This window comes from Halorubrum halophilum (assembly GCF_000739595.1).
Taxonomy (GTDB): Archaea; Halobacteriota; Halobacteria; order Halobacteriales; family Haloferacaceae; genus Halorubrum; species Halorubrum halophilum.
In genome coordinates this window covers 37251-52821 of sequence record NZ_BBJP01000028.1, presented here as the reverse complement: position 1 = coordinate 52821, position 15571 = coordinate 37251, and the positions used below count along the sequence as shown (strand labels likewise).

General features: G+C 67.2%; 17 protein-coding genes. 11 read left to right on the top strand and 6 right to left on the bottom strand.

Features of this window, described 5'->3' with window-relative positions:
* The 3 genes from ACP96_RS10110 to ACP96_RS10105 form a co-directional block, all read right to left on the bottom strand.
* The coding region (locus ACP96_RS10110; RefSeq protein ID WP_050033209.1) for a transposase at window positions 1–751 on the bottom strand (751 nt) is incomplete at its 3' end.
* 186 nt (window positions 752–937) lie between these two features.
* On the bottom strand, window positions 938–1087 hold the full coding sequence (locus ACP96_RS19215; RefSeq protein WP_200895726.1) for a DUF7557 family protein: 150 nt from the start codon (window positions 1085–1087) through the stop codon (window positions 938–940).
* 71 nt (window positions 1088–1158) lie between these two features.
* Window positions 1159–3264 (bottom strand): hypothetical protein, encoded by a 2106-nt coding sequence (locus tag ACP96_RS10105; protein ID WP_050033208.1) that lies wholly within the window; start codon window positions 3262–3264, stop codon window positions 1159–1161.
* Between the two features lie 144 nt (window positions 3265–3408).
* On the opposite strand from ACP96_RS10105, the gene ACP96_RS10100 reads away from it, so the two are divergent.
* A complete protein-coding gene (locus tag ACP96_RS10100) occupies window positions 3409–4398 on the top strand; it encodes a phosphotransferase family protein (protein ID WP_050033207.1) in 990 nt (329 codons plus the stop codon).
* Window positions 4399–4416: 18 nt separating this feature from the next.
* Here ACP96_RS10100 and ACP96_RS10095 read toward each other — a convergent pair whose 3' ends face one another.
* On the bottom strand, window positions 4417–5214 hold the full coding sequence (locus ACP96_RS10095) for an aldo/keto reductase (protein WP_050033206.1): 798 nt from the start codon (window positions 5212–5214) through the stop codon (window positions 4417–4419).
* Between the two features lie 155 nt (window positions 5215–5369).
* On the opposite strand from ACP96_RS10095, the gene ACP96_RS10090 reads away from it, so the two are divergent.
* Window positions 5370–6146: a helix-turn-helix domain-containing protein gene (locus ACP96_RS10090; RefSeq protein ID WP_050033205.1), complete on the top strand. Its 777-nt coding sequence runs from the start codon at window positions 5370–5372 to the stop codon at window positions 6144–6146.
* Window positions 6147–6819: 673 nt separating this feature from the next.
* Window positions 6820–7536 (top strand): ZIP family metal transporter, encoded by a 717-nt coding sequence (locus ACP96_RS10085; RefSeq protein WP_050026725.1) that lies wholly within the window; start codon window positions 6820–6822, stop codon window positions 7534–7536.
* A gap of 46 nt (window positions 7537–7582) precedes the next feature.
* On the opposite strand, the gene ACP96_RS10080 is transcribed toward ACP96_RS10085, so the two are convergent.
* Entirely contained in the window at window positions 7583–8977 is a 1395-nt protein-coding gene (locus ACP96_RS10080; RefSeq protein ID WP_050033204.1) for a hypothetical protein, read from the bottom strand.
* 146 nt (window positions 8978–9123) lie between these two features.
* Between ACP96_RS10080 and ACP96_RS10075 the strand changes: the two genes are divergently transcribed.
* The 7 genes from ACP96_RS10075 (at window position 9124) to ACP96_RS10045 (ending at window position 13205) form a co-directional block, all read left to right on the top strand.
* Window positions 9124–9435 (top strand): DUF2249 domain-containing protein, encoded by a 312-nt coding sequence (locus ACP96_RS10075; protein WP_050027075.1) that lies wholly within the window; start codon window positions 9124–9126, stop codon window positions 9433–9435.
* On the top strand, window positions 9432–9986 hold the full coding sequence (locus tag ACP96_RS10070) for a hypothetical protein (protein ID WP_082222501.1): 555 nt from the start codon (window positions 9432–9434) through the stop codon (window positions 9984–9986). Before ACP96_RS10075 ends, ACP96_RS10070 begins: the two co-directional genes overlap by 4 nt.
* Before the next feature lie 87 nt (window positions 9987–10073).
* A complete protein-coding gene (locus ACP96_RS10065; protein ID WP_050033203.1) occupies window positions 10074–10295 on the top strand; it encodes a DUF2249 domain-containing protein in 222 nt (73 codons plus the stop codon).
* Window positions 10296–10433: 138 nt separating this feature from the next.
* Complete coding sequence (locus ACP96_RS10060) at window positions 10434–10997, top strand: halocyanin domain-containing protein (RefSeq protein ID WP_050033202.1); 564 nt, start codon at window positions 10434–10436, stop codon at window positions 10995–10997.
* Between the two features lie 80 nt (window positions 10998–11077).
* Entirely contained in the window at window positions 11078–11857 is a 780-nt protein-coding gene (locus ACP96_RS10055) for a helix-turn-helix domain-containing protein (protein ID WP_050033201.1), read from the top strand.
* Entirely contained in the window at window positions 11854–12165 is a 312-nt protein-coding gene (locus ACP96_RS10050; protein ID WP_050027069.1) for a CGCGG family putative rSAM-modified RiPP protein, read from the top strand. The genes ACP96_RS10055 and ACP96_RS10050 overlap by 4 nt, the downstream gene beginning before the upstream one ends.
* Window positions 12166–12263: 98 nt before the next feature.
* Complete coding sequence (locus ACP96_RS10045) at window positions 12264–13205, top strand: transcriptional regulator TbsP domain-containing protein (RefSeq protein WP_082222500.1); 942 nt, start codon at window positions 12264–12266, stop codon at window positions 13203–13205.
* Here ACP96_RS10045 and ACP96_RS10040 read toward each other — a convergent pair.
* On the bottom strand, window positions 13202–14722 hold the full coding sequence (locus ACP96_RS10040; protein ID WP_050024161.1) for an aldehyde dehydrogenase family protein: 1521 nt from the start codon (window positions 14720–14722) through the stop codon (window positions 13202–13204). The genes ACP96_RS10045 and ACP96_RS10040 overlap by 4 nt on opposite strands.
* A gap of 89 nt (window positions 14723–14811) precedes the next feature.
* On the opposite strand from ACP96_RS10040, the gene ACP96_RS10035 reads away from it, so the two are divergent.
* Complete coding sequence (locus ACP96_RS10035) at window positions 14812–15549, top strand: helix-turn-helix domain-containing protein (protein ID WP_050024159.1); 738 nt, start codon at window positions 14812–14814, stop codon at window positions 15547–15549.
* Window positions 15550–15571 lie beyond the last annotated feature (22 nt).

The window sequence follows — 15571 nt, the reverse complement described above, 5'->3', positions numbered from 1 at the left end:
ACATCGACTGCTCTGACGGGCCGTTCTCTCCCTCGGTGTCGTACTCAACTCTGGTGAAGTAGTGTTTGTCTTCTTTGAGCGAGTTGCCGGGGTACAACACGTATTCGTCGGGGAACGCGACCGTAGCGATGTTTGTAATGCCGAGATCGATCCCTGCCACGCCGTCGCCAGCTGAATCCGCTGTTTCGAGGTCGATTTTACAGACGAAGTGAAGTTCCCATCTCTCACCGTTCCAGACGGCACGAACATTCTGTACCCTGTTGACCTCCGAGAGATCAACGTCTGGCCGGGTCTGGTATTCGCAGAGTAGGAAATCTGAGAAGTGTTCTTTCAGATTTGAGCCTTTCGAGAGTCGGACGCGGTTGTTCCCAGGGTCGTGTTTGAACCCGTCTTCTTTGAACGTCACCGTACTCTTGGGTCGGGTGTCACCGTGTTTGCGGTAGCCGGGGGGATTCGCCTTACTGGAGTTGTGTCGCAGATCGAACCATGACTGGAAAGCGTCAGAAAGTTCTTCAATGACTTTCTGACTGGATTGTGCGTTCAAGTCTTTCCAGCACGACTGGTTCTTCATATACGATTTCAGCACATTACCGTTCGGGATCTCGCCGGTTGCGTCCCAGATTCGGTCGGCTGTCCATCGTGCGACGTTCCAGATCTTCGAGGCGGAGTCTCCGAGCGAATCAAGACCATCACAGACCTGTTGGTGGTTCTGGATGGAACCAACGTAGGTACGTGTGGCCTTAATCGCCATACATAGACTATGTAGACAAACTAACTTAATGGTGTGGATGTGCGTGGAATATCCAACCTGCCGTCCGTGATGGATTGGGTCAGCGTTGTCGGATTCACTCCCGGCGTAAACGCCGGGATTCTCTCCTCGTAGAAAGATAGGGCAGCGCGGGCAAGACGGCGGTGAGGCGGAGGCCGACCCGACGCCTTATTGGAGGTCGCTCCCGCGGAACAGCGTCAGCTCCTCGGCCTCGTAGATGTTGATGAGCTCGCTGACGATCTCGTCGTACTCTTCGTCCTCCATCCGAAGCGCGTCTAACCGTTCGACCGTCTCCTCGTCGAGGTGGATCTGGGGCATATTCGGAAATTCGTCGAGAGGAAAATAAAAATCCTCGGTCGCGGCGAACCGAATCCGCGATTCTGGCTACCTCACTCGGAACGAGATTCGCATATACGATCGACCGGTTCGCTGTCTCCGGAGAGGCATCGACGAGCCAGATCCTCAATGTCGGCCTCCGTCTCAACGTCTTCCGGCAGCAGGAGCTGACCGTTGAGCCGGACAATCGAGTCACCCTGATTGAGCAGTGCGAGAAGATCCGAAGAGTCGATCGCCGGTCCGTTGACGTTCACTTTTCCAGACAGTTCATCCATCGGTTGGAACTCGTTGAACAACTGTTTTTGTTCGCTTCCGATCCGTGCCGATAGGGGGAGAACGGATCCACGCTCAATACGGTGCGAAGTGGGATTCTCTGACCACCCGCAGAATATCTGCGTCGACAAACTGCCGTGTGAGACGGTTTCGACCCCTGGATCGCCGACGACCCGCGTTTGGGTTGCGCCTTCGATCCCAGACATGGCGACGCTTGCAGCCATCGAAACCCCGGAAGACAGGAGGCCCATCAGCGACCGAAACAGTTCGGGATCGAGGGTGCCTTCCATGAGAATCGATGACAGACCACCGTTGTCGATCGCCGAGACCCCGACCGCAGGATCCGCAAGGCCTTCGAACATAACGAGCGCCGGAGAGAATCGGAGATCATCGATCGAAATTATTCCATTCGTGGCGGCGATCTGGCCGTCTTCGATCGGTAGGGCGCAGTACGCGATGTCAATCTCCGGATCCGAGAAGATCGAAGTAACTGTCTCTGCGTCGGGATCTCCTATTACCTCCCACGAGTCGATCCCACCGAGTACCTCTGGATCGGAGAGCGCGCGACGAAACTCCTCTGCACGCTCTGCGGAATCGGTCAAGGTGACGACCCGGACTTCGCCGCGTGCCGTTATCGTTCTAGTGACCCGGTTCTCGTAACTGTCTGGAGTCAGCACTGCCGTTCCAGCTGGAACCGGTGTATCGTCTGGCATCGGAATTCCGCTGGAGTCCGAAGTACCGTCATCGCGGCTGAGCCACGGCGATGTCGCGAGTGCGATCGGAGCGTCAGCGGTCGGATCTGCCGATCCCCGAACGCGGATCGGAGCGAGTACGTGCGCAAGGTGGGGAAGCAGTTCAGCAGCCTCGGGAACGGGTCTGAGAACCGCCTCGGTCGGCCATTCGGGTGTGTATGGGGCAATAGTTTCGGGATCGACCTCTAAGTACTCCATCAGCCGCTTACTCATCGACTTGTCGGCCAGATTCGGCGGATAAAACGAAAGTTCCGAACCCACCTGTTCGTACTCGTATCGGTCGGACTTGACGTACCCGTTTGTTCGCACCAGCGTATCGAGGAAGAACCACGTTCGAAGCAGTTCCTCGGTGCGTTCCTCAAGCGCGACGCCCTCGGTCGGGAGCGGCTCGACGTAGCCGTTGTCGAGCCGGATCGCCGGCGCGTCGCCGATAACGACCCGCGCGCCGAGGTAGTACGCGAGCGTGGAGAACCGGTACACGTCGGCGTACGTGGGTCGCACGACCACCTCGACGCCGGTGTCGGGAGCGACGAGCGGACTCGGGATATCGAGCTCGTCACCGTTCTGGATGCGCGGTGGGTACCCCCGGAGCGTCGGCCACGAGCGCTCGGGGGTGAATTCCTTGATCGAGGACCCGAGCACCGACACCGCCTCGGCGAGCGCAGTCGGGTCGTTCGGAACGGTGATCGTCGCCTCCGGACGGGTGTGCAGCGACCGCGCGCCGATCGTGACGGTGGCCGGACGGTCAAAGGTCAGATTGACGGCCTCCGAATCGGCCATTCCAGTCGCAGATATCGAGACATTCGGTATCCGAACGAGCGCCTTCGTCACGCCGCTGATGTCGAGGAAGTACGTCGCTCGCGCGAAGTCCATCGAGTCGTCGAGCCGCGCGACGTGTTCTCCGTCGGCGTCTCGGAGGATGACAGACGCGTAGGAGGGGATCGAGATCGATTCGGCCTCGAAGCTGACGGCTCGATCGACGGGAACGTGAAACAGGCCGGGCAGCGCCGACTGCGGCTGCGGCTCTCGGTCGAAACGGAGCGGGAACTCCTCGCCCTCTAAGGCGTCACGGATACGCAGCGTCCGCCCGTCCGTCTCGAATCCGATCCGACCGTCGATCGAGTCGTCAGTCACGACATTCTGATAAACCAACAACAGTTATGAGGCTGTCGGTCATTCCCGGTATCAGCCGATATTGGGTTGTATAATCCAATTTAAACGACGCGTGCTAACAGGAGTGACAGCATCTTTAACATCGAGTGTGTCTGACACGCGGACATGGATCGGAGGGTCGCGACCGCTCTCGATGAGGCATTTCCGGACCGTCACGTCGACCGGACGTTCGGGGTCGGTCCCTCGTGGAACGGCGCCAACGAGACGGTCGGCATCGCCTTCGGCGACGGGTCGCGCGCGTTCTGCAAGGTCGCGGTCGACGACGACGGCACCCGGATCGCTCGGGAGCTGGCCGTGCTCCGGTATCTCGGCGCGGAGCGGTCGGTCTCGGGGCCGGAGGTGCTGGCCGCCGACCCGAACGCGTCGGTCCCGTACCTCGTCACCGCGCCGGCTCCGGGGCGCGAGCTGTTCGACGTCTGGGAGGACTCCGACGAAACGCGCCGAGAGATGCTCCTCCGGCGCGTTGGCGCGACGCTCGCGACACTCCACGGGGAGCGGTTCGAGACCCACGGGGAGATCGTCGGTAGCGACGCGCGTGGCGGACTTGACCTCGATCCGGCCCCGTGGCCCGACGTGCTCCGCGCGACGGTCGAGCGGACTCGCGAGATCGGCACCTCGGAGCGGCTGGCGGATCACTACGACGCCGTGTTCGACTGCGTCGAGGCGAACCGGGACCGTCTCGGCGGCGCCCCGGCCGCATTGCTTCACGGGGACGTGGCGAAGCCGAACCTGTTCGTAGTCGGCGACGGCGAATCGGGCCCCGACACCGGTCAGGATGGGGTCACACCGATCGACTGGGAGCTCGCACACGTCGGCGACCCGGCCCGCGATCTGGTCCGCGCGGAGGACCAGCTTCTCAACGGGTTCGACAGCGAGGGGCCGGCGCGGTACGCTGCGGCCCTGTATCGGGGCTACCGCGACCGCGCCGGCGGACTCCCGCCGGGGTTCGCCGAGCGGCGACGGGTGTACGAGGTCGTCCGGATGCTCGGGCGCTCGGGCTTCATCGATCAGTGGGCGACGTATCTCGACGAGCCGCTGGCGTCGCTCGTCGATCGGGCGGACGAGGAGCTTCGATCGCGGCTGGACGCGGTCTGATCGGCCTTTGAGCTCCCCTTACCGGTTCCACGCCGCGTCGTCGGGATCGATCCGGCGTTCGCCTCTCTCGAGCGCATCGACCGCGTCGAGGGCGGCGTCGGAGACCGCGGCGTCGACCGCGCGCAGGTTCTCGATCACGTGGTCGCCGGTCGCCTTCGGGATCGGAGTCACGTCGCGAGCGAGCGCCCACCCGAGCGCGAGGACCGCCGGCGAGAGGTCGTGATTCTCGGCGACGCCTTTGAACTCGGCGTCGTCGAACAGGTCCCCGCGGGCCAGCGGGGAGTAACCGACGAGCCGGTGGTCGAGCTCGGCCGCGAGTTCGCGGAGCTCCGGCTGTTGGAACCGAGGGTGACACTCCACCTGATGGGCGGCGATCGGCGCGTCGAGGATCCGGTCGGCCTCCCGCAACAGTTCCGGCGTGAAGTTCGAGACGCCGACGTGGTCGGTGAGCCCTTCCTCGCTGAGCGCGTCGAAGACCGGGAGCGTCGCCTCCGGGTCGTACGCCCCGGTCGGCCAGTGGACGTATAGGAGGTCGACGCGGTCGAGCCCCAGTCGGTCGAGGCTCTCGCGAGCGGTCTCGCGGACGTCCTCGGGGGCGAGGTTGTCGGGATGGACCTTCGTGGCCACAATCACGTCGTCGCGGTCCACGTCGGCCGCGGCGATCCCCTCGCCGACGGCGGCCTCGTTGTCGTACATCTGTGCGGTGTCGACGTGGCGGTACCCCGCTTCGAGCGCGGTGGTCACCGTGGCGGTACACTCCGCGTGATCGTCGAGCCCGGACGTGCCGAGGCCGAGCGGGAGTTCGAGCGGCGGCATGGGTCCCAGTTTTACCCGTCGCGTCAAAAGGGCGCGCCCACCCGAACGGATCGCGGGGATCCGGCGTCGGGAACGGTGCCGGCTCCTCGCAACCGTTTTCATCGGGCTGGAAACCCCTCCTCGTTATATGACCCATAGCGTTCCTACCCGTAAACATGACCAACGGGATCCACGTCGAACTCGCCGTCTCCGCCTGTGAGGGCTGTCCCGTGGCCGCGCTCTCGTCCGACACGCCGGTCGAGGAGTTCCGCGTCGACGCGGACGACGCCCGCGTCGAGTTCGTCGCCCCCGATCCGCCCGAAGATCCGCCGAGCGGCCTCGACCTCGTGGAGTTCGCGGGCGAGGCGCACGGTCGCTACGAGATCGCTTGCGAGCGTCCCGCGACCGACGGCGGCGTCGCGATCGGCCCGTCCGAGGCCGAAGCGGGGGCCGACGCCGCCGGTCCATCGCCGTCTCCGACCGCGGCTTCGGCCGGTACTCCCACCGGCGACGGCGTCTGCGAGGACTGCTCCTGCGGCGGACTGCCGTCGGCGTTCGCGAACTTCCCGGTGTCGCCGCGCCGGACCGAGATGGAGGACGGACACCTGCTCGTCTCCTTCGTGCTGACGGGTCACGAAGAGCTGCAGGCGATCGTCGACGAGTGCGAGGCCGCCGGGCTCGGGGTTGAGCTCCGCCGGCTGTGCGTCGATCGAGAGGGCCGGAGCGCGGAAGACAACTCCTGTCGCGACGTCGTCCCGGTCGACCTCGCGGGCGTGACGGATCGGCAGGCGGAGATCGCGGCCGTGGCGGCCGAGAAGGGGTACTTCGACGGCGACGGCGCCTCGGCCGGGGAGATCGCCGCGGACCTCGACCTCGCGAAGTCCACGGTCTCGGAGCACCTCCGGACCGTGACGGACACGCTCTTCTCGCAGGCGTTCGGGGACGGCTCTTAACCCCCGAACAGTTCGCCGGCAGGTATCCGGAGGGTTTGACCGTAGTGATCAGTAGCGGGGTCGGACCCAGCGTTTAATTGGGTGGTTCGATCCCGTTTTCGTCTCCGCTTCGGGACTCTTCCCGTTGGAAATCGCCGGTCGCCGAAAGCCGACTCTTGATCGATAGCGGGAGTAGGTGTAGCACGTCGCAAGCGTGGTTATTTATAAGCGATCGAGTGGTGTTGCTGTCGGCTGTTTATACGTGATCGACGGGTCTGTGGTGAACACCTTCAAAGCCCCAGCCGGTGAGGCGGGCGCACGCTCGCTGCGCTCCTCAGTCGCTCGTTCCACTCGCTCCTTGCGGTGCTTGCGTCGCCTGCGCCCGCCTCACCGGCTGCCCCTTTGAGTCCCACCCCGCACGGCACAGCACCGCACCTCACACCTCCCCAGCCTCGTCGCTGGCGCCGCCGGCGCCAGCGACTCCCTCGTGCGGGCTGCTCGCGCCCGGTGGGCGCTCGCAGGCGCACGCCACCGCACCGCTATTTATAAGCGCTCGTCGCTATCACTCGTGTCTTTTAAATATCCTCTCGCCACCACCGGTCTGTAACACCTACTCCCGGTACCGATCGCACTTTTATCTGCGTCGCCGCGTCCGCTACCAACACTCTTGTTGCTTCGATCGGGATACGTCCGTATGGTACTCGCGCAGGCGCTGTCGTACACGGCGCTCGCGGTCGTGGCCGGCTTGGTCGGCGGCGTGATCGCCGTCTACCGCCCTCCGGACCCACAGATGGAGAGCAACGTCCAACACTTCGCAGCCGGGGTCGTTACCGCCGCCGTCACCGCCGAGCTACTGCCGGACGTGCACGGACGCGCCCCGCAGATCGTCGTCCTCGGGTTCGCCATCGGAGTCGCGACGATGCTCGGGATCCACCGGCTGAGCAAGACCATCGATAAGCGCGACATCGGCGGACAGTACGCGAGCGCGGCCGGACTCCTCATCGTCGTCGGTATCGACATGACGATCGACGGGGTCCTGATCGGCGTCTCCTTCCTCGACAACCCCGACACCGGAATTATCATCGCCGTGGCGCTGGCGATCGAGGTGCTCTTCCTCGGGGTCGCGGGCGTCGTCGCGCTGCCGAAGAGTATGGGCGTGGCTCGGAAACTCGCAGTTCCGGCGGCCTTCGGACTGCTCCTCGCGTCGGGCGTGACCGTCAGTGTACTCGCGCTGGGAGACGTGACGGGCGCCCCGATCGCGATCATCCTCGCCTTCGGCTCAGCCGCGCTGCTGTATCTCGTCACCGAGGAACTGCTCGTCAAGGCCGGGAAAGTGCCCGAGACGCCGGTGTCGACGACGCTGTTCTTCGTCGGGTTCCTCGCGATATTCCTCCTCGATATGCTCCACTGATGGGGGTGCAAACCGAGTCGGACGAGTCCGTCAGCACCGGGCGTTCTCACCGATCGGCGGCGTCGGACGCCTCCGAGTCCACCGTCGATCCCGACCCCGACCGCCGAAGCATCTCCGGACCCCCGTGCCGGATCACGGTTCCGGCCATGTTGCCGGCGAACAGCAGCGCGCCGAGGACGACGAGCGCGCCGCCGGCCGTGTGGACGAGACCTCCGACGAGAAGCCCGTCGGGACCGAGCGAAGCGACGGCCGGCGAGACTGCGGCGGCGAGGATCAGGAGGGCACCACCGAGAGTGGCGGCGAGGTCGACCGACGCGATCCGGGCGTCGTAGAGGTCGTCGATCGCGGGAACTCGCTCCAGCCCGACCCGGTCCGCGTACCGGTCGAGCCAGACGATGAACGGGACGACGTGGTAGAGACTTCCGACCACGACGAACCCGACGAGCGCACCGAGCAGAACGGGCCCGACCGCGGGGTGACCGAACCGGACGCCCGCGCCGAGCGGGGTTCGGATCCACGTTGCGAACGCGGTCGCGCTCCACGCGATGGTCGCCGCGGCGACGACCGCGTACCGCGAGAGCATCGGGGTCACCGCCCCGGTCGCGTCCCGGATCCGGCGGAGGAGGACCGCGCCGGCGACCGCCGCGCCGCCGGCGACGAGGAGTCCCCCGAGCGTCGCGACGGCCTCCTGCTCGACCAGCCGGCCGGCGGCGAGCGCGACGACGCCGACCGGATACGCCGCGGTCTCGGCCCGCGCCGCGCGCGTTTCGACCGGGAGCGTGTCCGTCTGCGTGAACATTGGGCCGAGCTGGTACAGCGCGCCGATCACGGTCGTCACCACGGCGCCGAGGACTGCCAGGGTGACGTGGGCGTCGACGACCGCGGGCCGCGAGAGCCCGGTCCCGGCAAGCACGCTCCACCGGTAGTCCGCGGCGAGGGTCCCGCCGAGGACGGCCGCGAGCGCGAGGAAGCCGACCGCCAGCGCGAAGTGCGTCTCGGTGGTGTCGAAGGGGCGCGCGCGCCACAGGGTTCGAGCGATGTTGTACGCGAACACCCCGATCCCGACGGCCATGACGCCCGCCGCGAGAGCGGCGTCTGCCGGTCGACCGAGCCACAGCCCGGCGGCGAACCCGGCCACGCCGACCGCGACGGCGACCAACTGGAGCGTCGCCAGCCGCTCGGAGTGGATCTCGACGCCCGACCAAACGGGAACGAACTGCGTCATCGCGCCGATGATCGTGAGACACACCCACCCGACGAGGAGCAGGTGCGCGACCGCGATCCCGTCGAGGCCCGGACCCGCTCCCGCCACCCCCGCGACGCGGAGGAGCCCGAGCGCTCCGCCCGCGACGAGGAACGCCAGCGCGACGAGGAAGTGGCGAAGCGGGATCGTGGTCGGCGGGCGCGTCGAGGTCGTGAGATCGCCGGGAACGCCTCGCATGCGTGCGGGTACGTTCCGGTCAGCCCTGTGGTTGTGTCCGAACGTGTTCGGGGGTAGTGGTCGGTGGGCCCGTCCGCCGGGAGAGGCAATAACTCCCGAACACGTTCGGAACAAACTACCCGGAGCTGGGGAACCGATAGGCGCGTATGGAGCTGGAAACGACCGCGCTCGAACGGACGGACGCACCGGCAGATCGACCCGTCGAGACGCTCGACGTCCGGGAACTCGGGCCGCCGGAGCCGCTCCGGCAGACGCTCGAACTGCTCGCCGACCTCCCTGACGAGACCGTGCTCGTCCAGCGCAACGACCGCGCGCCGCAGTTCCTCTACCCGAAACTCGACGACCGCGGCTACGCCCACGAGACGGTCGAGACCGACGACGCGGTCGTCACGGCGATCTGGGACGAGGAAGACGACGCCGGCGGGGCCGACGGGACCGCCGAGGTGGGCGACCGATGAGCTTCCTCGGCGGCTCCGAGCCGCAGTTCGATCCCGCCGACGCGTTCGTCCCCGAGCACGTGCCCGAGCCCGGGGCCTTCCTCGCGGGCCACGACGTGCTCGACGGGCGCGACCACGTCGCGCTCCACCGGACCGTTGCGGACGCCTTCGAGGAGCACGGCGTGTACGACGCCACGTTCGGCTACAACCTCGCGCGGCTCAACCGCGACCCGCGGCACACGGACGCCGGCTTCCGGTACGCCGAGGACGCCGACGATCCGACGACGCTCCGGGCCGAGTTCACCCCGACCACCGCCTTCTGCCCGCAGGCCGAGCCGCTCGCCGTCGGGGCGTTCCGCGCGCTCGACGCGGTCGACACGCACGGGTACGACCTAGTCCGCGTCCGCGTCGACGCCTCGCTCGACGGGAGCGACGCCGTCAACGAGCGGCTCGCGAAGATGGAGACCGGCGAGATCGAGCCGGAACACACGGACGGGGGCGGCCTTGCGGGTGGAGGCGTTGCTTCGGGCGACCGCGGCGATTCGGCCTCCGATCCGTCGGCTCCATTCTGATCGGTCGCCCCTGTTCTGACCTCACCGACTCCAGTCGAACATGTTCCCGCTAACGACCATGCGGAGGGCGGTCGTCAGAGCGAACTGATGACGGAGGCAGACACAGTCCTCGACGTGCGCGACCGGGACGACCCGCCGTTTCCGGTCATCAGCGACGCGCTCGACGACCTCGACCCGGGCGAGTCCCTGCACCTCGTCAACAGCTTCGAGCCGGAGCCGCTCTACGACGTGCTGACCGACCGGGGGTTCGACCACGAGGCCGCGCGGGTCGACGACGACGAGTGGCACGTCACGATTGAGCGGGAGTGAGCGCGGCGGGTGCAGGCGAACGCGGCGTGACGGCGCGGCATCCCTTTTTATACTTCGGACCGAACAGTTCGCCCCTCCGCCCCGCGATCCGGGAATTCTCGCCGAAGGTATTCCCCCTACTCTCCTACGCCGAGTCGCATGACCCGACGCACACTCGACCGGCGTACGTTCGTTCAGACGACTGCCGCGGTCGGTGCTACCGTCGCGCTGGCCGGCTGTGGCGGCGGCAGCGGATCGGACAGCAGCGATGGCAGCGACGGAACAGATGGCGATGACGGCTCCGACGGCTCCGACGGCTCCGACGGCTCTGACGGCTCCGACGGCTCCGACGGCGGCAGCGGCGGGAGCGAGAGCCTCTCCGAGGAGCCGAACTACGACGGGTTCCTCGACGACGTGAGCAACTACGACGGCACCGTCGACATGCGGGACACCGACGAGGTGACCGTCGACGTCGGCGCCAACGACGGGCTCACCTTTGGGCCGGCCGCGGTGGCGGTCTCGTCCGGAACGACCGTCGTCTGGGAGTGGACCGGACAGGGCGGCGGCCACAACGTCTCGGCCTCCGACGGCTCGTTCGAGAGCGAGACCGTCAACGAAGAGGGCCATACGTTCGAGCACACCTTCGAGGAGTCCGGCACCTACACCTACGTCTGCACGCCGCACGAGACGGTCGGGATGAAGGCCGCCGTCTACGTGGAGTAACGATCGCAGCGAGACCGATCGACTCGAATCCGACTGACGACCCCCCGATGACGACCCCCGACCCCACCCACTGATCACCCATGCCACAGGCACGCTTACTGGTCGATTTGCCCGACGGACCGTGGATAGCTGACGTGTCGCGCGACTTCCCGGACGCCGGGTTCCGCGTACTCACCGCGGTGCCGGGAGAGGGCGCCGGCTTCGCGCTGCTCAGACTGACGACCCGCGACGTCGACGCCGTGCTGGCGGCGATGCGCGACCACGTGGCGCTCTCGAAGGTGTCGGTGATGGCCCGGGGCGAGGGGGTCGCCACCGTCCGGATCGAGACGAGCGCCCCGCTGCTTCTGGTCGCCGCGAAGCGCTCGGGACTCCCGATCGAGATGCCGCTCGACATCGAGAACGGCGTGGCCGAGGTCGACGTCACCGGCGAGCACGAGCGCGTCGCGGCCCTCGGCAAGCGGTTCGACGAGCTCGGTCTCGACTACGAGGTCGAGCGCGTCCGGCAGCGCGTCGACCCGGTCCGGCTGCTGACCGACCGCCAGCAGGAGCTCCTGCTCGCAGCCGTGGAGCTGGGGTACTACGACGTGCCGCGGCAGTCCACGCTGACCGAGGTCGCCGACCACGTCGGCATCGCGAAGTCGACGTGCAGCGAGACGCTCCAGCGAGTTGAGCGGACCGTGGTGCGCGAGTTCGTCGACGACCTCCCGAACCGACCGCTCGACGACGAGGCGGACGGGTCCGAGCCGACCGACGACAGCGACGCGGATACCGAGACTGACTCGAACACCGACGACAGCGGGGATCTCGACGCGGAGACCGACGCGGAATCGACGCCGAACCCCCAGACACACCACTCATGAGCGACACAGACGGCCACGACCACGACGAGACCGCCGAACCGATCACCGACGAGGTTCACGACAACTCCTGGTCGGCGAACCTCGAGAAGCCGAAGTACGCGGACGACGCCGACCTGGCGGTCCGCGACGCGCTGGCCGCCATCGACCACACGACGGCGGGCAACCACGTCAACCTGGTCACCCACGGGGACCTCGGTCACCCCGAGGAGTTCCTCTATGGCGCGATCGAGCGGGAGTACGGCCTCGACGCCGAGTACGTCGAGCAGTGCGGCTGCGGCGGCCACGTCACTCGCGTACAGGTCGCCTGACCGCGGAGCGCGGCCCAACGGGCCGTCGCGGGAAGGCGTCTCGGGACGACCACCGCGTGCCACCACGCTTATTCCGACCGCGACGGAGACTCCGAGCAGTGACGACCCCCTCGCCTCCGACCCTCCCGCTGGCGGACGGGACGGCCTCGATCGGGTCGTTCTCGGACCCGGTCGTCGTCGATCCCGGCCCGTCGCTTCTGGTGGCCCTCGTCGCGGCTTACCGAGACGCCGCGCCCGCGGCGGTCGATCCGGACCTCGACGCGCTGCGCGACGGCGCGGAGGCCGACGACGATCCGCTCTCTTCGGTCGCCGACCTCCCGAGGCTCACGGTACTGGCGAGGGAGCGCGCCGTCGACGCGATCACCGACCGATTTCGCTCGGCCAGCCGGCTCGCGGCGCTTGCGGAGGCCCGCGTCTGGGACCTGCGGATACTTGTGGAGCCCCAGCCGAACGCCGTGATCGCGGGACGGTCCGACGGGTGCGTACTCATCGCGGCGGCGGAAGAATCCGACGACGGGGACGCGACCCCGACCGATCGCGGGTCGTGGTGCCGGATCGGCAGCGACCCGACGCTCCGCGACCGCTACGACGCCCTCCTCGCGGACGCGGAGACGGTGCGGCTCCGCACCCCGAGCCGTCACCGGCTGTACGGGGCGCTTCGGGAACGGTGCGGCGAGGGGGTCGCGGACGAGACCCTGCGGCTGCTCGACGAGGACGCGGCCGGCTCCGGTTCCCTCGACCGCAGCGGAGCCCGAGTCCGAGCGTACGCCGCCGGCGCGCGGCGCGGCGCGCTCGACCGCGACCTGCGGCGCGCCTGCGAGGACGCGGGGCTCGGGAGTTCGGCGACGTTCACGCGGATAAAGCGGGAACTCTCCGAGGCCGACCTCCTCGGAACGGAGTCGGTCTCGCAGCCGGTGGGGCGCCCTCGAAAGCGGCTCGTCGCGCGCGGCGCGCTGGCGGACGCGTCGTCGCCGACCGAGGCGCTCGCGGCCCTCGAAGCGCTTCGCGAAAAGGGGTTTGCGGTCGGTGGCGACGGCTAGTCGTCCTTCGTCTTGATGTCCGCGGAGAGCCCCTGCGCCATCTCGATCTCCTTCGAGTTGTTCAGGGTCCACGCGGTGCGGTCGGTGACCGCCTCGATGGCCTCCCGCGCGGAGGGGTAACCGTTCCCGGACTTCTTGACGCCGCCGAAGGGGAGCTGGACCTCCGCGCCGATACAGGGGAGGTTGCCGTACGCCAGCCCGAGCTCGGCGTGGTCGCGGTAGTAGTTGATCTGGCGGTAGTCCTCGGAGACGATTGCGCCGGCGAGCCCGTACTCGGTGTCGTTCTGGAGCTCGACCGCGCGCTCGATGTCGCCGTCGTATTCGAGGAGCGCGACGTGCGGCCCGAACACCTCCTCGTGGGTACATCGGAGGTCGGCGTCGGGGTCAGCCTCGTAGACGAACGGGCCGATCCAGTGGCCGTCCTCGTGGCCGTCGGGGATCTCGTCGGCGTCGAGTTCGGTCCGGTCGACGAGCACGTTCACGTCCTCGTCGCGGGCGAGCTGGTTGTACTCGGCCACCTTCTCGAAGTGCTCGCCCTCGATGAGCGGGCCCATGAACGTGTCCTCTTGAAGCGGGTCGCCGACGGCGACGTCCTCGGCCACCTCGACGAACCGCTCTTTGAACTCGTCGTACACGTCGGTGTGGACGATCAGGCGCTCGGAGGAGACGCAGCGCTGGCCCGTGGTCTTAAACGATGACATCACCGCGGAGTGGACCGCGATATCGAGGTCCGCCTCCTCGGTGACGACGACCGCGTTCTTGCCGCCCATCTCGCAGGCGGCGCGCTTGCCGGCGACGCCGCCGAGCTTGTCTTGGATGTGGTGGCCGACCTCGGCGGAGCCGGTGAAGACGACGGTCTCGACGTCCTCGTGCTCGACGATCGCGTTGCCGGCGTCGCCGAACCCTTGGACCATGTTGAACACCCCGTCAGGGATGCCGGCGTCGTCGAACATCTCCGCGATGATCTGCGCGCACCACGGGGTCTGCTCGGCGGGCTTGAACACGACGGTGTTGCCCTCGACCAGCGCGATGGCCATGTGCCAGTACGGGATCGCGACCGGGAAGTTCCACGGGGTGATACAGCCAGTGACGCCGCGCGGCTTCCGGCGCATGTACGCGTCCTTCGCGGGGATCTCCGAGGGGACGATGTCGCCCTTCGGGTGGCGGGCGTCGCCCGCGGCCCACTCGACCATGTGCGCCGCCTCGACCACGTCGGCTTTCCCCTCCGATATCTCCTTGCCGCACTCCTTCGTGACGACTCGTCCGAGCTCGTCGGTTCGATCGCGCAGCTCGTGGTACACGTCCCAGAGGTACTCCGCGCGCTGGATCCGCGAGAGCTCGCGCCACTCCTCGAACGCCGCGTCCGCGGCGTCGACCGCGCGGTCGACGTCTTCGGGAGTCCCCTGCCGGAACTCGCCGAGCGTCTCGCCGGTCGCCGGGTTCTCGCTCTCGAAGGTCTCCGAGCCCGTGCCCGAGACCCACTCGCCGTCGATGTAGTGTTGATACGGGTCCGACATGGGCGGTGCTTGCCGCCGCCACTCCCAAATACCCCACCCGACCATGGTCGGCAGAGTCTTTGTGATGCAGTGCCATAGAAACGGTACCAATGGCAATCACCGATCCAGGTGCGGCCGAGGAGTGGTCCGGAACCCGACTCACGCTCGACCTGTGGCACCCGAACTGCTGGGCGATCGAGGCGACGAGTCGGACCGGGGGCGGCGTCCTCGCCCACGCCATCTACAACTCGCCGAAGGCCACCGGCGACGCGCCGAACTCGGTGAACGGGCTGTTCACCGCCTTCGCGGACACGAACGAGGAGGTCGAGGAACTGCTCGACGCGATCCGGGAGTCGGACCGCGCGGGGGAAGTCCTCGAACTGCAAGAGCGGTTCGGGCGCGCACGAGACGTCCCCGGAAACGTCGTGCGCGAGTTCTTCTTGGAGTACGACCCCGCCGACATGATGTGTCCGACCCTGCTTGAACACGGCTTCGTCCACAGCGCTCCCGTCCGGATCGAGGACGGCCGCGAGGAGTGGCAGGTGTGTTTCGTCGGCGAGCGCACTGAGATCCGGGAGTCGCTCGACGCGGTCCAAGAGAGCGCGGGCGCGGAGGTGACCGTGCAGTCGATGTCCTCATCGGGAAATCCGGGACGGTCGCCGCGCGAGCAGCGGCTCGACACGCTCACCACGACCCAGCGAGAGGTGTACGAACACGCCCGCGAGGCGGGGTACTACGAGTGGCCCCGAGAGGCGTCGACGCGCGGGCTCGCCGACGAGCTCGACGTGTCGAAGACGACGCTGCTCGAGCACCTCCGGAAGGCGGAGTCGAAGCTACTGGACCCGTAAGCATCGATCTCCGACTGTTGGC

Coding starts and splice junctions, on each gene's coding strand:
- ACP96_RS19215 (WP_200895726.1), bottom strand. CDS start 1,087: ATGCCCCAGATCCACCTCGACGAGGAGACGGTCGAACGGTTAGACGCG.
- ACP96_RS10100 (WP_050033207.1), top strand. CDS start 3,409: ATGGATCGGAGGGTCGCGACCGCTCTCGATGAGGCATTTCCGGACCGT.
- ACP96_RS10095 (WP_050033206.1), bottom strand. CDS start 5,214: ATGCCGCCGCTCGAACTCCCGCTCGGCCTCGGCACGTCCGGGCTCGAC.
- ACP96_RS10090 (WP_050033205.1), top strand. CDS start 5,370: ATGACCAACGGGATCCACGTCGAACTCGCCGTCTCCGCCTGTGAGGGC.
- ACP96_RS10085 (WP_050026725.1), top strand. CDS start 6,820: ATGGTACTCGCGCAGGCGCTGTCGTACACGGCGCTCGCGGTCGTGGCC.
- ACP96_RS10080 (WP_050033204.1), bottom strand. CDS start 8,977: ATGCGAGGCGTTCCCGGCGATCTCACGACCTCGACGCGCCCGCCGACC.
- ACP96_RS10075 (WP_050027075.1), top strand. CDS start 9,124: ATGGAGCTGGAAACGACCGCGCTCGAACGGACGGACGCACCGGCAGAT.
- ACP96_RS10070 (WP_082222501.1), top strand. CDS start 9,432: ATGAGCTTCCTCGGCGGCTCCGAGCCGCAGTTCGATCCCGCCGACGCG.
- ACP96_RS10065 (WP_050033203.1), top strand. CDS start 10,074: ATGACGGAGGCAGACACAGTCCTCGACGTGCGCGACCGGGACGACCCG.
- ACP96_RS10060 (WP_050033202.1), top strand. CDS start 10,434: ATGACCCGACGCACACTCGACCGGCGTACGTTCGTTCAGACGACTGCC.
- ACP96_RS10055 (WP_050033201.1), top strand. CDS start 11,078: ATGCCACAGGCACGCTTACTGGTCGATTTGCCCGACGGACCGTGGATA.
- ACP96_RS10050 (WP_050027069.1), top strand. CDS start 11,854: ATGAGCGACACAGACGGCCACGACCACGACGAGACCGCCGAACCGATC.
- ACP96_RS10040 (WP_050024161.1), bottom strand. CDS start 14,722: ATGTCGGACCCGTATCAACACTACATCGACGGCGAGTGGGTCTCGGGC.
- ACP96_RS10035 (WP_050024159.1), top strand. CDS start 14,812: ATGGCAATCACCGATCCAGGTGCGGCCGAGGAGTGGTCCGGAACCCGA.